General features: G+C 51.4%; 17 protein-coding genes. 14 read left to right on the top strand and 3 right to left on the bottom strand.

Features of this window, described 5'->3' with window-relative positions; all coding sequences use genetic code 11:
• Positions 1 to 139 precede the first annotated feature (139 nt).
• The 12 genes from CFLAV_RS12280 (at position 140) to CFLAV_RS12225 (ending at position 7963) form a co-directional block, all read left to right on the top strand.
• Entirely contained in the window at positions 140 to 769 is a 630-nt protein-coding gene (locus CFLAV_RS12280) for a class I SAM-dependent DNA methyltransferase (RefSeq protein ID WP_040548356.1), read from the top strand.
• A 62-nt stretch (positions 770 to 831) separates the two neighbouring features.
• Complete coding sequence (locus CFLAV_RS12275) at positions 832 to 1287, top strand: hypothetical protein (protein WP_040548353.1); 456 nt, start codon at positions 832 to 834, stop codon at positions 1285 to 1287.
• 148 nt (positions 1288 to 1435) lie between these two features.
• Positions 1436 to 1822: a hypothetical protein gene (locus CFLAV_RS12270; protein ID WP_007415049.1), complete on the top strand. Its 387-nt coding sequence runs from the start codon at positions 1436 to 1438 to the stop codon at positions 1820 to 1822.
• A gap of 52 nt (positions 1823 to 1874) precedes the next feature.
• On the top strand, positions 1875 to 2276 hold the full coding sequence (locus CFLAV_RS12265) for a hypothetical protein (RefSeq protein ID WP_150107384.1): 402 nt from the start codon (positions 1875 to 1877) through the stop codon (positions 2274 to 2276).
• Positions 2277 to 2470: 194 nt separating this feature from the next.
• A complete protein-coding gene (locus CFLAV_RS12260) occupies positions 2471 to 2833 on the top strand; it encodes a DUF4288 domain-containing protein (protein ID WP_150107383.1) in 363 nt (120 codons plus the stop codon).
• Positions 2834 to 3004: 171 nt separating this feature from the next.
• A complete protein-coding gene (locus CFLAV_RS12255) occupies positions 3005 to 3301 on the top strand; it encodes a hypothetical protein (protein ID WP_007415045.1) in 297 nt (98 codons plus the stop codon).
• A 45-nt stretch (positions 3302 to 3346) separates the two neighbouring features.
• A complete protein-coding gene (locus CFLAV_RS12250; RefSeq protein WP_007415044.1) occupies positions 3347 to 4003 on the top strand; it encodes a hypothetical protein in 657 nt (218 codons plus the stop codon).
• Positions 4000 to 4440: a hypothetical protein gene (locus CFLAV_RS12245; protein WP_007415043.1), complete on the top strand. Its 441-nt coding sequence runs from the start codon at positions 4000 to 4002 to the stop codon at positions 4438 to 4440. The genes CFLAV_RS12250 and CFLAV_RS12245 overlap by 4 nt, the downstream gene beginning before the upstream one ends.
• 46 nt (positions 4441 to 4486) lie before the next feature.
• A complete protein-coding gene (locus tag CFLAV_RS12240) occupies positions 4487 to 4741 on the top strand; it encodes a hypothetical protein (RefSeq protein ID WP_040548347.1) in 255 nt (84 codons plus the stop codon).
• A gap of 131 nt (positions 4742 to 4872) precedes the next feature.
• A complete protein-coding gene (locus CFLAV_RS12235) occupies positions 4873 to 5067 on the top strand; it encodes a hypothetical protein (protein ID WP_007415041.1) in 195 nt (64 codons plus the stop codon).
• 107 nt (positions 5068 to 5174) lie between these two features.
• The gene (locus CFLAV_RS12230) at positions 5175 to 7229 is read left to right on the top strand and encodes a beta-galactosidase (protein ID WP_007415040.1); all 2055 of its coding nucleotides are present in this window, start codon (positions 5175 to 5177) and stop codon (positions 7227 to 7229) included.
• Between the two features lie 320 nt (positions 7230 to 7549).
• A complete protein-coding gene (locus CFLAV_RS12225) occupies positions 7550 to 7963 on the top strand; it encodes a DciA family protein (RefSeq protein ID WP_007415039.1) in 414 nt (137 codons plus the stop codon).
• A 57-nt stretch (positions 7964 to 8020) separates the two neighbouring features.
• Here the strand turns inward: CFLAV_RS12225 and CFLAV_RS12220 are convergent, their stop codons facing one another.
• Positions 8021 to 9754 (bottom strand): M56 family metallopeptidase, encoded by a 1734-nt coding sequence (locus tag CFLAV_RS12220; RefSeq protein WP_272941475.1) that lies wholly within the window; start codon positions 9752 to 9754, stop codon positions 8021 to 8023.
• A 322-nt stretch (positions 9755 to 10076) separates the two neighbouring features.
• On the opposite strand from CFLAV_RS12220, the gene CFLAV_RS12215 reads away from it, so the two are divergent.
• Positions 10077 to 10520, top strand: coding sequence for an SRPBCC family protein (locus CFLAV_RS12215; RefSeq protein ID WP_150107396.1), 444 nt, complete (start codon positions 10077 to 10079; stop codon positions 10518 to 10520).
• A gap of 197 nt (positions 10521 to 10717) precedes the next feature.
• Here the strand turns inward: CFLAV_RS12215 and CFLAV_RS12210 are convergent, their stop codons facing one another.
• A complete protein-coding gene (locus CFLAV_RS12210; protein WP_007415035.1) occupies positions 10718 to 11119 on the bottom strand; it encodes a BlaI/MecI/CopY family transcriptional regulator in 402 nt (133 codons plus the stop codon).
• A 61-nt stretch (positions 11120 to 11180) separates the two neighbouring features.
• Positions 11181 to 12092 (bottom strand): SDR family oxidoreductase, encoded by a 912-nt coding sequence (locus CFLAV_RS12205; RefSeq protein ID WP_007415034.1) that lies wholly within the window; start codon positions 12090 to 12092, stop codon positions 11181 to 11183.
• A 123-nt stretch (positions 12093 to 12215) separates the two neighbouring features.
• Between CFLAV_RS12205 and CFLAV_RS12200 the strand changes: the two genes are divergently transcribed.
• Positions 12216 to 14810 (top strand): U32 family peptidase, encoded by a 2595-nt coding sequence (locus tag CFLAV_RS12200; protein ID WP_040548430.1) that lies wholly within the window; start codon positions 12216 to 12218, stop codon positions 14808 to 14810.
• Positions 14811 to 14819 lie beyond the last annotated feature (9 nt).

Below are 14819 nucleotides of genomic sequence, written 5' to 3'. Positions count from 1 at the left end.
GCGAGATTTGAGTCATTATCAACAAGCCGTTGCACGGGCATTCCACAACGAGCGCAGCGCACTGGACGAGTCAACATCCTTTTCGCTACCATTAGAGCCTAGGCCAGAACCTTGGCTGCCAGAATTTTTGCAAATATACATGAGCGTTCAAGCGGCATACAACGAATGGTCCCAGACCTACGACGCCGACACCAACGCGACTCGTGACCTGGATCAAGTGGTGACAAGGCGCGTGCTCGGGGAGTTGAAGGTTGAATCGATTATTGAGATTGGGTGCGGCACAGGGAAGAACACCAAGTTTTTCGCTGACTTGGGTGAACGGGTGCAGGCGATGGATTTCTCCGCAGGCATGCTGGCGAAGGCCAAGGAGAATTTTAGGGAAATCTCCAATGTCACTTTTTCGGTGGCTGATATCACCAAGCGCTGGCCGTGCGCTGAGCGCTCGGCTGGCCTGGTCAGTTGCAATCTGGTTCTAGAGCATGTGAACGAGCTTTCGCCGGTCTTTGCCGAAGCCGCTCGCGCCCTGATTCCTGGAGGATGGTTCTTCGTCTGTGAATTGCATCCGTTCCGGCAATACCAGGGCACAGTCGCGAACTTTTCCCGAGGTGAGCAGAAGACCCAGATACCCGCCTTCGTGCATCACATCTCAGAATTCGTGAAGGCGGCCCAGAGCTGCGGGTTCACCGTAAAGCGACTTGAGGAATGGTGGCATGAGAAGGATGAAGGGAAGCCGCCAAGGTTGGTGTCGTTTTTGTTTGAAAAAGGATAATTGGGGCGATAGATGTATAGTGATTCGGCCAAAGGAATGACCCGGGAGCAAAAAACCAATCAATGCGTAAAACCAAATTCTTTCGATTTCTGCTTCCGATGCCATGTGCGATGATGAGTTGGTATTGCGTCGGCAAGGCTGCAGATATCCTTGCTGGTAAACCTAGTGACGGAGTCGGCCCAAGTTTCAGCAAAAGCATGGATATTGCAGCCATCGTTCTCCTGCTCATTATCGGTTCCCTGCTTCAACTCGTCATTGGTCGTCCCGTTGTCCGTCGCCTTTCGCGACGTCAGGCTGCCTTGAAAGATTATTGCAAAGCTGGCTTCCTGATTGGCCTGGCACTGCTCGCATTGATTGCTGGATTATTGGCCTTAGGCAGACCTGATATGGCAGAAGTTCTGTCCGCACCTGTGCTCATGGCGGCATCTGTAGTCGTCGCGTCTCTTGTCTTGTCCTATGGCGCTGCTGGAACCGTCGAGCGACACGAAATGGGAAAGACCTTAAAGCACAATCCATGACGAGTATCCAAAAAAACACTGCCCGGCCAAATCGCAGTGAATCCGAAAAATCCATCGGAATGATAAGCTCCAACCAGATCAGGTGAGTGAAAGTCGCTTTGCTGTGCGATCGGCTCGAGCGGTTAGTTTGATTATTAGTTCAAAACACATGAATAAGCTCCTAGCACTCCTCATGATAGTCTTCGCATGCAGCCCATTATGGGCCAAGGAGGTTTTCACCGGTGAGGTATTGAACGCGCCCTTCACTATCCATGGCAGATTGAGTAATTACAACGGCAGCGCAAATATGCGCATCTGGATCATTGGCAGCAAACGCATGCTTTATGCTGCCGGGGAGAGTCCTGCGCTGGAAAGGATAAACCAGTTTTTCGGCGATGGTGGCGGCTGGTTTTCGTGCGACATCTATGGGGACTTCACTGTCGAACCCCTGGTTCCCGACACCAAGGGATCTATGCGACCGGTCCGCATTCTTGAGGTAAAGAACCTGGTGATCACACGCGAGGGCAAGGTCGTGTCGAAGAGGAAGACGTTGTGAAAGGCTTGCCAGTATTGGTCGATGCTCGTTAGCATCAAACTACAAGACGCATATGAATACACCACCAACATTACCGCCACCCCCCATGGTAACTCCGTCGCAACCAAGGAGTTCATTTCCTAAACAGGCAGCGGCGTTCAGCCTGTTTGCACCGCTTGTTTCATTCAGCATCGGCATTTTTGTACAGCCGCAGGTTCGGGGCATCCGACTGGCAATGATGGTCTTCGGATTGCTTCAAATGCTGATGATTATCTCAGGGCTTGTTCTTGGGATTATAGCACTGATCGCCACGAAGCGGCATGGACGAGAAGGAATTTTCGGCAAGGCCATAACGGGCACTTGCATCAATGGATTGCTGGTTTTGGTAATGCTTCTCTGCATCCCTGGCTTGATGAAGGCGGTTGAGAGGGCAAAGGCATTGCAAAAACAAAGAATGGAACAGGGACAGCAATAATGAAGCGCAAGCTCCATTGACGGACTGGAACTTTCATCCAGCCCGGCAGGTAAATGTGCCGGACTTGAAGCAAACAAATCGATTCGGTGAAGATTGTTCAGCTTCAGTGTTGCATCGATGGAAGTGCGTTCGAGGAGCGGAAATCTTTGCTCGACGGGATGGCTGATTTTTTGAGTAGAAGCTGATTACGCATTATGCCAAATCAAGAATGGTATGCAGTTCGGAGCATCTTCAGATCTGACCGGCTGATGGATGGCAAGCCTGGGCGACTGTTTGAGGAACGAGTGGTCATTTTTCTCGCGTCGAGCCACGAAGAGGCATTGGCCAAGGGCCAGGCAGAAGCCAAGCAATATGCCGAAAGTTGGCAAGAGCGACAGCCAAAGCTGCTCGCCCACATGGTAGCCTTCAGTATGATGGAACCTGAGTTGCGCGAAGGTGAGGAGGTTTGGTCGTGTTTGCGTGAGCTAGAGATATCTGATGAAGGCTTTTTGGATCTAGTTTATGCAGGCGAGATGTTGGGATTGCGACATCTGGAGAAGGGAGAGATATCTGAATAAATTATTTCGTTTTCATGCGGGCGCGGTTTTGCCCAGGGTCGTAGGCGGCGCATAAAGATGAGATTGTCTCAGTAAACACGGCTTCATTGACCGGAAAGACATGATCGCTTCGATATTGACGTGTTGATTTCAGCATGGCTGAGTTCTCGGCGAAAGGTGGCGCTACACGTCATGAACAACCAAACAAAGCAAATACTGACCCGTTGGCAAGCTCTCAAAAATGGTGATGGGCTTGGACGTGCGACCACCATGGCTCGCGGGCTTTGGATTATCGGTCTTGGTCTGTGCGTCTTTGTCATCTTCGGAATTATTTATCGTCTGCATCTCGTCGCTGTCGCCATACCCGCAGCGGCGCTCGGGTGGATCGTCGCTGAACGGAACGCACTTCTCGCGCGATCGGTTCAGTGGCCAATACTCACCGCATATATTGATTGGAAGCGAGTCGAGGCGGATTTGAACAAAAAATGACAAAACCGCCTGAGTTTTCCCCACTTCATTTATTATCCGCTGACCATGCTGCGTTCACTACCATTATTGTTTTTCCTGCTGTTTCTTAGTTCGTGTGCTACCACTCATGAGCACCAGGGCAGCAAAATTAATGCGAATCAGATTTCTGAGCTGGTCGAGCAACTCGTTTCACCTATAGGACCTCCGCCGCCGGAGATCACCGACTATCAAGGCGGCAAGGAGGACATGCAAAAGCTGAACGCTTACCTCAAGGCGCTTTTCGAGGGGTACGAGCATCCTCAGGTCGCCAAAGCCAGAGCCAGGCTGATTGCGATGGGAACTCCTACTTTTCCGGAATTGATCAAGCATTTACAAGACAAGCGCTATTCCTACACCTTTTGCACTGCGGACTGGGTAGACTATTCCGTTGGTCAAACCGTGGGCCAGATCATGGCAGAAGTGGTGGGAGGAAGGTTCAGACCGTACGGCTATAAAGGGCGCCGCAACCCGCACGGCTCGAATGGGCAGCCTTCATTTGGGGAAATGTTATACGAGTTTGGTGTGAAGAGTTATGCTGAGCATGCGCAAGGGATGACCAGAGATGCCGTGGAGAAAGAGTATGTCCTTTGGTACATGGCAAAGGAGAAGGAGCACGGATTTACTGATGTACAGCAGGAGCAAAAATTTCTGGGCCCCTGCCTAAAGAGATTGTCGGAACTATGAGGCGTCCTTACTTTGTAAATGTGGACCTGTGTCTCAAGTCCAAATCGACGCTACGTACGCTCGCTCGTGAGCTGGGTAACAAGGTCATGGTGATGTTTTCCGGTCGGATCAAGGGACATCATTGTCTTTTTGTCGAAATTGCCGGCACGAGAAAGGGACCGAACAAGGCGATTGCAGCATTGTGTGAGTTGATTGAAGGGTTGTCGCCGGCAGGAATGCGTGTGTGGAAGGCGGCACAAAGCAAAAAGTTTGATGTGGGATATGAGGCGCGATTGTCGTCACAACCAAGCAACTCCATTAAGTTGCGTCCAAGCACGGTTCGCCGGCTGGCGAGTTTGGGAGCGAGTTTGGCTGTGACGTTTTATCGCGAGGAGAAAGAGGAAGCCAGTGACTCCGCGAAAAGTCCCGATGTTTACGCAAAACAAAAACGAAGGTAACCCAAGGGCTGGACCGCCACCGACGATTGCGTTAAAAGGCTTGGGTATGGCACAGAAAACCGACCAGAAGAAGCTGCTTGCTGAGTTTGACCTGGTGTTCCTTTCCAAAGGTCCGGGCGAACATGGATGGATTGGACAGTTCTACCGTTGTCCCTTGTGCGGCTATTACGCCGATCGCAACAAGTATGATATTTGCGAGTGTGGCAACATATGCATTGATGTGGATTATTGCCGGGTCTCGGTGTCCAAGACGCCGGAGTCGGAGATCGAAGTTTATAACGCGACGAAAAAAATTAAATAAGCTTTTTAATGCGCACTTGGTCCCCAAGGGGACATCACGATACGCCAAGCCACAAACATTATGCCAAGATTTCACGTGCGGGAAGCGTTTGAGTTGCCGGAACGGCAGTAGAAGGTGAAATTCGCAAGGGCATGTTGGTTAGCATTCCTTTCAATTCTTCTCTCACGATGACCGCGCTTATCCAGAGCATTGAATTTGCACTCCATCCCGGCGGCGGCGAGGACATGTGCCTTTGTATCGAGTGGGAGCCAGGGTTGTTGGAAATTCTGCGCGGCTTGGATAGTGGTGATGAGGTCTTTGAAGTCACGACAGATGGCCCAGATTAAGCGAATAAAGTTTTTCAGGCAAAAAGGCTGATTCAATCCAGAATTGCTAATCAGGCCAAACCGGGTATATTGCTGGTAGTCATTCAACCCTCAACCCCCAAATACCTATGTACTTTGGTGTCGACTACTATCCGGAGCATTGGATCTACCCGTACGCAGGCACGCCTGAAGAGCCGGAGGCGTGTTGGAAAAATGATGCCGAGCTGATGGTCGGCGCAGGCGTCAACGTCGTCCGCATGGGCGAATTCACCTGGGGCTTGTGCGAGCCCGAGGAGGGCAAATACAAATTCGACTGGCTCAAACGGGCCATGGATGTCATGGGCAAGGCCGGCATCAAGGTGGTACTCGGCACGCCAACGGCAGCGCCACCAGTTTGGATGGCGAAGAAATATCCCGAAATCCTTCCGCTGGATGAAAAAGGAATTGCGTTTAGTGCGGGCACGCGGCGGGCGTGCTGCCTGAACAGCGACGTTTACTGGGACTTTTCACGCAAGATCGTTCGCGAAATGGCAACCGCTCTCGGCAATCATCCGCAACTGATCGGCTGGCAGATCGATAACGGCCTGGGCGGACATAACACGGAATGTTCGTATAATGAACAAACCCGACGCGATTGGCATGGCTGGTTGAAGGCCAAGTACGAAACGGTTGAGCGGCTGAACCAGTTTCTCGGAACGGCGCATTGGTGCCAGATGTACTCGGATTGGGATCATGTGCCGATGCCGATGCATGCGCCTACGCATCACAATCCGGCATTGATGCTGGATTGGGCGCGGTTCAACAGCGATACGATTGTGGCCTTTGTCAAGATGCAGGCGGATATCCTGCACGAGCTAAGCCAGGGCCGCCCCGTTACTTCGAATCTTCGCGCGCTACGGAGGAAGTTCGATCACTTTGACGTGGCGCATGTGTTGGACTTCGTCTCGATCGACAGCAACGCGACAATCAAGTCGAAGTCGTCGGAACTCGCGTGTGAGTTGGACATGTTGCGTTCGCTGAAGAAGACAGATATTCGCACGCCGGACGGTGACACCGGTTTCTGGGTGATCGAACAGAAGGCCGGGCATGTGAACTGGCAGGAGGTGAATTCATTGCTGCGGCCTGAGGTGGTGCGGTTGTTTACATACCAATGCATTTCCCGCGGGGCTTGTGGCATTCTTTATTTTCGTTGGCGTCAACCGCGCATGGGAACGGAGAAGTTTTATGGCGCGATTCTCTCGCACAATGGCCGGAAGGATGGCCGCACTTACAAGGAGATTGCCCAAATCGGCGAGGAGTTGAAGTTCCTCGCTCCCACGCTCAAGGATACCCAGGTGGCGGCGGATGTCTGCATCCTGTACAGCCATGAAAACGATTGGTCGACACAATACGGCCCGCAGCCGACCAGGCATTTTAATCTGCGCGATCACGTGCAATTGTTTTACAACGGACTGCATCACCGGAATATTCCGGTCGATTTCGCGCGGCCAACGGAGGATCTTTCGAAATATAAGCTGGTGATTGCGCCCTCACTTCAACTCCTGGCGGGAGGCGAGGCGGATCTCTTGAAGTTGTATGTCCAGAATGGCGGTACGTTGGTTGGCACATTCAACACGGGTCTGGTGGATGAACATCATATGGCCCCGGACGGCTGTTACCCGCATAACATGACGGATCTGTTCGGCCTGGAGGTGTCGGAATTCGATCCTCTGCCGCCGGATGAAGAGAATCATATGGCTTTCAAGGGCTCCTTTCCAACCTCACACATGCACATGGCCAGAGTTTGGTGTGATCTGATCGAGCCAAACGGATGTCAGATTCTGGCTACGTTCGCGAAGGATTTTTACTCCGGTCGTCCGGCGATAACGATGAATACGTTCGGCCTGGGTCGTGCCATTTACATTGGAACGATGAGTCATCAACATTTCTATGATGATTTGATCGTTTGGCTGCGGCAGCTTTGCAATATTCCACCGTTGCTGAAGGTACCGGATACGGTGGAGGTGAGCATGCGGCAGAAGGACAACACGCGGGTGTTTTTCCTGTTAAATCATCAGAACTCGCCGGTGCGAATACAGTTTTACAAACCGATGCACGACTTTCTGACGAGTTCCACCGTGGCGGGAAATTATGAGTTGCCACCGCATGGCGTGTTGGTTCTCGACGAACATCCGAAGAAGTAGCCCAAATTTTATTGAGAATGTCAGGACGGACGCATCTAAATGGGTTCTCCTCCAACAGAATGTTTGCCCCCAAACCATTTCTCTCGACAGGGAGTCCAATCATTTTTAAAAGACCCTTATTGCCCGTTTTCAATAAGGGTATTTTATTTTTCGTTATGCCAGTTCGTTTATTTATGTGGCTCAAGGCGATTTCCATTAGCGACGCATGGGCCGTGACAGGGTTTCGAAGTTGCGGCAATTAGCAAAATCTGGTGTTTTTACGCTGGATGGGCTGCTCAGAAGATGCTTTTAAACCAGTTGGAAAAGATTAATTTAGAGGCATGGCTCTGATTCCAAAGCCGTTTCGGAAGTATAAGCTCGGCCCGCCGAAAGGGGATGCGCGGCAGCGAATCCTCGCGCAATGGCGTGGGGTCGATTTCGCTCCGATTGAAAAGGGTCAGGCCATGCGGGCACGCAAGGCGTCTGAACTGTTGCCAAAAGTTCTGAAGGATATGCGACTGGACAATCACCGTTCGGACGCCGAGGTGGTGAAAGTCTGGAACAACTTGATTGATCCCATGATTGTTGCCCATGCGCAACCCACGGGCATTAACAAGGGAACCTTGTTTGTAAGCGTGGACAGCAGCGTCTGGTTGAATGAAATCGTTCGGTATCGACGCAAAGAAATCCTCGACCGCCTGCAGCACAGTTTTGGCAGGGACTTTATTACGAAGATCTCCTTTCGCGTTGGTTGAGTGAAATGCCGGGCGGAAATTCCTGACGGAAGACCCAAATACATTTCAACATTCGAACTAGGGCTCTTTCATACCGGTCATTTTATAAATCCTCATGATCTCCTCGGCAGAGAGCGCGCGGGAATAGATCCGGATATCGTCAATCAACCCGTTAAAATAACTGTGGGTTTTGGTGCATTTCGCGTCTTCAATCACCGCGCCTATGCCGAGAGGCACGGTGGTTTCCAGGAGAGTTATCGGAGGATCCATCCTTTCCGCCACAATCATCCCATTTACATACATTTGCCGCCGGCCGGAAGCCTGGTCGTAGACAGCCACAACATGATTCCACTTGTTCGTCGCCAAAACCTCAAATTTTGTCTCAAAATATTGGTAATGAAAATTCCATTGATTTTTCAAATCCGAGGTGCAGAAACGCAAACCCAGTTCGGGCAGGGTGTGCAATACAAACGAACGATTATTGTATTCGGCCGGCCACACTCCCCATTTTGAAATGATGACCTGCTGCTTATCCTGCCTGGGAAAAACCCATGTAGAGATGGAAAAGCTACCCTTTGGGCATAAGTCGGGACTGCTGGGAACTTCAATGAACTGATCGATGCCATTCAGATCGAAAGCCTGACCATATACGCCAGGTGCAAAACCAGGGTTGCCGTGCAAAATGGCATGGTGGCCACCGATCTTTTCTTCAGCAGTTCCATCAGCCGGCCACCAGTGGGTTAGGCCCGGCAAATCCGACAATGAAGTTCTCGCATCCGTAAGTCCGATGGTGCCAAGGAGGAGAATCAGCAGGAGGGCAGAGAATGACCATTGTGCTTCCTTCCTGTAGTGGGCAATGCTCAAAATCCGCTCCTTTATAGGCTCCGCTCTCTCCATGATTCCAACGATCCCGGGATTGGGGCTGGGTTGGGTAAATCGTTCCAACAGCTTTAAAAGAGTGCTGCCATAGGATTCCTTTTCTGCATCCTTGACATACGAAAGTACCAGACTGTCGCAAGCCAACTCACGTTCAACCCGCATCCGGGCCAGGGCAGCCCAAACCAGAGGATTGAACCAATGCAAGATTTGGGCCAGCGTCATAATCCAGTGGACCACCATGTCGTGGCGCTTGATATGGGCCAATTCATGCATGAATACGTGTTCCAGCTCCTCTGGATTAAGATCCGCGCTCATGCCTTTGGGGATGAGCAGACGTGGATGGAGAGCACCATAAAGAGCCGGAGTTTGCACTTCGTCGGTTTCAAGCAATCCGATTGGAAAACGGATTCCCATGCGGCGACGGCACTGGTCCAATAACTCCAGCGTCTCCGAGTCCGTAACCATTTTTGTTCGTCCGACCTTGGCAGCAAAGGCAAAATCCAATTGGACGATGCGGGATGTGAAAATTACGACCCCGGCCAGCCAAATGATAAAACATGCCCAAATAAATCTGCGACTTGAAGGGGGGCTTGATGACAGGCCGCCAGCAGGAGGCACAACCTCCTTTTCCATCCGACCAGCCATTTCGAGTGCGTGAGGAGTTACTCCGCGCGACGCAGGCTTGAAAGGCGAGTAATTAAAAACGGCAGAATGCTTGATCGGCGAAAAGTTGAACAAGCTTAGCGAACTGGGAAGGGAAACTGGCATCAGGAGACGTATGACAATAAGTATCCAGATGGCATGCCGCCACCGGGGAGAAAGTTGTTTTTTTATAACCAACTGGATCAAGGCTACGATAAAAATGAAAATCGCTGCCTCCATGGATGTTCTGATCAACCAAACAAAGAAATGGGCTAAAGCAGACGAATTCACGGCGTCAACGCAGGTTGGAAGTTGAGAATAGCCCCTTTGAAAAGCCAAATCTGCAACTGCAGTGGTGATGATCCGGCGGAATCGACGGTGATCTCCGCCAAAGCGTTATTCAGTAAATGGCAAATGCCGTGCACGGTACTTGATATCTTCGCAATTCAGAAAAAGAAAAGCCAGCCAATTTGGGGAAATGGCGATGAAAATTGACGTTGCGTGGCCGCGGACAACGCTTCATCACAGAGTTTCCTTTCGAGCGGGTTGATTCCTCTTCTGCCCCCAAAGTCGGGTTGCACCTGGGCTATTTGGCACGATGATTGGTTTGAGCATGGAAACACTGGTATCCGAGCTGTGGTTGCCACAAAAACGCGAGAGGGTTTTTTCTTTCTTTGCGAACGCGAAAAATCTGCAAACGATCACACCGCCATGGCTGGATTTTCAAATTGCAAACGCAGGCCCGATCGAAATGAAGGTCGGTGCCTATATCCAATATCGGCTGAAAGTGCATGGAATCCCGTTGGGCTGGACGAGCGAGATTACGGCATGGAATCCGCCCTCTCGATTTGTTGATGAACAGCGGAACGGCCCCTATCGCACGTGGATACATGAGCACACCTTCGAAGAGAAGGACGGTGGCACACTGATCAGGGATAACGTGCAGTATGCCGCGCCCGGAGGAAAACTGATTGAATGGTTGTTTGTCGGTCGTGAGGTGAAGAGAATCTTCGATTTCAGGAGTAAAAAACTGCGTGAGTTGTTCGGTAACTCATGAGGGAAAGCTGTTTGGCGCTCATTCAGCTGCAAATGCAGCGCGAACAGCCTTCGATAGTATCAGCCCTGAGATCCATTTCTGCCATGAGGAGGACGCCCGGTCAATTCGCGTGCAGTACGCGTTCAGCCCGGGGCATTCCGGTCCACAACTTGCAGGCAGAAATCAAGGCACTACTACTATGCGCCCACCAAAAGGATTTACTTCTGCTTCTGTTTCAGCATCTTCCTCAACTCTTCGAGGTCTGAGGAGGATAACTTTTGCTTGTCCACAAAGTGCATTAATAACGGCTTCACCGACCCGCCAAAGACGCGGGAAAGAAAAGATTCGCTCTCTACCTGCACGGAATCCGCTTCCGACACCGTCGCGAAGTAAAGATAGTGGTTTTTATCCTTTTGTATCCCGACCGCCTTTTTCTTATGCAGGCGGCTAAGCAATGTTTTGATGGTATTGGGATGCCAGTCTTCATCTGACAGTGCCTCAATAATTTGTGATGCCGGTTGTGGCGGCATACCCCAGATGACTTTCATCACCTTCCATTCTGATTCAGATATGGCTGGAACTTTCGTCATATTTACCTTTTGCAGCTTATCATTATTCATTAACTACACAGGTAGTTCGATAATGCAAGCAAAATATAAGTTTGCTGCTCGTTATGTTTACTTAACGCGGTTCAGGCTCAATGTTGAGCCGACCCGCCCTTTCCAGACGGAGAATCTCTGCGGTGTAACCCTGCCGAAACGTGGGATATTTGAATTGATAGCCTAATTCCATTTTCAATCTGCGGTTTTGCACTTTTTTATTCGTTAATCCGCGCTTTCGTGCCGCATTTTCTTCTTCCGTTGCGAATGGCGGCGGCCATTTACCCAATGCCTCAGCCAGCCATTGAAAAAAATGCAACTGTGTAACCGGTTCATCGTCGACTACATTATAAACTTCACCACTTCGCCCATTTTTCAATGCCGCAATGATGATGCCGACCAGGTCATCCCGATGAATCATGTTAATGATCCGTTCGCCTTTTCCGGCAATCCTGGCTTCGTTCTTAAGATACTGCTGAAAGAGATGTCCGCGCTCTGGCCCGTAGATACCTGCAACCCTAAGAATCACCGCTGGAAGTTTTCTGAGTTGAGCGGCTTCCATCAAAACCTTCTCGGTTTCAACCAAAACCTTGCTGGTTTCGCTGGACGGCTCAACTGGACTGGTTTCTTTTACAGAAGAACCGTCCGTTTGTCCATACACACTTGTGCTGCTTGTATAAACAAATTTTTTGGGTGGAGTCAAGGCAAGCCAGTCGATCAGGTTACGGGTGCCTTGCAGATATACCTGCTGGTATTCCTCCACCCCGCCCTTCGTGGAAGAAACCATGTTCACCACCCAATCAAATGGCCCGGGTATCCTGGCAAGATCTTCCCTCTTTGTAATATCCCCGGCAAGCGATTGAATCCCTGCAGCTTTAACCTCGGCCTCACCTTCCGCACTTCGGCGTAACCCGAACACTTCATGCCCTTGTCGCACCAGCTCGGCACCTAACGGCAAACCGACGTAGCCACAACCCAAAATCAGCACACGCATGGCGACACTCTAGCATCACCGCGCAGTTGTGCTACTCCAAAAGCGGCTTAGTTGCAGCGGGTTAAATCGAATAATTACTCTTTGTGTGGTTTTGCAAGGGCGGTTATGTTGTGCGAGCGCTTCATGCCAACACAAGACACAATTTTAGATACCTCTCGTCGCGATAGTTCCTCGGCGTCAGTTCCACCATGCCCCGAACTTTTGGCGCCCGCTGGCGATTGGGAATGCGCCAAAGCGGCAGTCGAAAACGGTGCGGACGCGATTTATTTCGGGTTGGAACGCTTCAATGCCCGTATGCGGGCTCACAATTTTACCGAAGCCGACCTGCCAAAACTAATGGAGTTTCTCCACCTGCGCGGGGTGAAAGGCTACGTCACTTTTAACACGCTGGTTTTTGCCAACGAAATGGCCGATGCCGAACAATATCTGCGCTCGATTATTTCGGCCGGTGTCGACGCCGCCATTGTGCAGGATGTTGGGATTTGCCGGTTGATTCGCGAACTATCGCCTGACTTTCCAATCCACGGCTCCACCCAGATGACCATCACCAGCGCGGGTGGTGTGGAGTTTGCCCGCGATCTGGGATGTAATTTGGTGGTGCTCGCGCGGGAGTGTTCCATCAAGGAAATCGAAAAGATCCAGGCGGCACAAAGCGCGACGGAAACGAGTGCGGTTTCGGCTTTGCCCTTGGAGGTCTTTGTTCATGGAGCGTTATGCGTTGCTTATTCCGGCCAATGTTTAACCAGCGAATCCTTGGGGGGACGCTCAGCCAATCGCGGTGAATGTGCGCAGGCCTGCCGCATGCCTTATGAATTGGTATCAGATGGCAAAAACGTGCCGCTCGGCGACAAACGTTATCTGCTCAGCCCACAGGATTTGGCAGGATTGGAAGTATTGCCCGATTTGATTCGCACCGGCATGTCCTCGCTGAAGATCGAAGGCCGGTTGAAAGCGCCAGAGTATGTCGCCAATATCACCCGTGTCTATCGTCAAGCCTTGGACCGCGTTTACAAAGAGCTTATGGGTGGTGAGGCACCTGAGTCATCGCATGCCGCGAAATTAATGCAGCAAATCAACTCTGAATCCCGCTACAACCTCGAAATGGGGTTTTCGCGCGGCCTTTATACGGGATGGTTTCGCGGCATCAACAACCAGGAACTGGCGCACGCGCGATTTGGCAAGAAACGCGGGGTTTATCTTGGCGAAGTCGGCCGCATTCAGGGGGAACGAATCGCGTTGAAGCTGAAAGCACCGTTGAAGCCGGGTGATGGCGTGGTGTTCGATGCCGGGCATCCCGACCAGGACGAGGAAGGCGGGCGCGTTTATACCGTGGACGTTCGCGGCCAGGAATCGCTGATAGGTTTTGGTCATGGCGATGTGAATTTTCGCCGTGTGCACATTGGCGACAAACTCTGGAAAACCAACGACCCGGAACTGGATCGCAAGCTGCGCCAGAGCTTTGAAGGCGAGAAGCCGCAGTTTCAGCGCCCGATTTCATTTGAGGTTCATGGACTGGCTGGAAAACCGATGACGCTCATTGTTCGTGATGAGGTGGGCAATGTCGTTAAGGCTGAATCCACGATGCCGATGGAAGTGGCGCAAAATCAACCACTCAGCACAGAACGATTGCGTGAACAACTTGGTCGACTGGGAGGCACACCGTTCGTATTGGGCGAGCTGAAAAATCATTTATCCGGCTCAGTGATGTTGCCAGTGAGCGAGTTGAACAAGCTGCGTCGCGAAGTGGTAATAGAATTGGAGCGACTGCGCGTGCAACCGAAGCGCTGGACTCTCAACGCAGTCACTGAAGCAGCCGCAAACCTGAGTCTGCCAGATCAGTCGTCCCGGGCCGGCAACACGGATAAGACTTCAGAGTTAATCGTGCTCGCGCGCAACCTGGAGCAACTGGATGCAGCATTGAAATGTGGTGTGCAGACGCTTTATTGCGAGTTTGAAGATCCGAAAAAGTATCGCGAAGCAGTGTCGCTGGTGCATTGCGCCAGTGGCTGTGCTGCACCGAATCGAACAATCTGGGTCGCTCCGCCGCGCATCTTCAAGATGGGCGAAGAGTGGATCATGAAGATTGTCCGCTCCAGCAATGCTGATGGCTATTTGGTGCGCAATTACGATCATTTGAATTACTTTGCGGATTGCCGGCGCACTGGCGATTTCTCGCTCAACATTGCCAATCGTCTCACCGCGGATTATTTCAAGAATCGTTTTGGACTGGAGCGAGTGACGGCGTCGTATGATTTGAACTTCACGCAGCTGGAAGCATTGTTGAAATCCGCCCCGCCGGAATGGTTTGAGATCACCATTCATCAACACATGCCGATGTTTCATATGGAGCATTGTGTGTTCTGCGCGTTTCTCTCTGAGGGCACCGATTACTCCAACTGTGGGCGTCCGTGCGATAAGCATGACGTAAAACTACGCGACCGCGTCGGCGCGGAGCATCCATTGAAGGCGGACGCGGGATGCCGCAATACGGTATTCAATTCACTCGCCCAGACAGGTGCGGAGTATGTAGCGCGTATGATGGCTCTAGGCGCGCGTCATTTCCGTATTGAATTTTTGAACGAAACACCGGAACAAGTGGTGCAGACCATCACCAAATATCGTCAGTTGTTGCGTGGCGAAATCGAAGGCGCACAATTGTATCGTGAATTGAAGCTGCTGAATCAACTTGGTGTGACGCGTGGGCAGATGGCAGGGTAATAGATTGTG

It is taken from the genome of Pedosphaera parvula Ellin514, from assembly GCF_000172555.1.
Lineage (GTDB): Bacteria > Verrucomicrobiota > Verrucomicrobiia > Limisphaerales > Pedosphaeraceae > Pedosphaera.
This window is presented reverse-complemented; position numbering and strand designations above follow the sequence as displayed.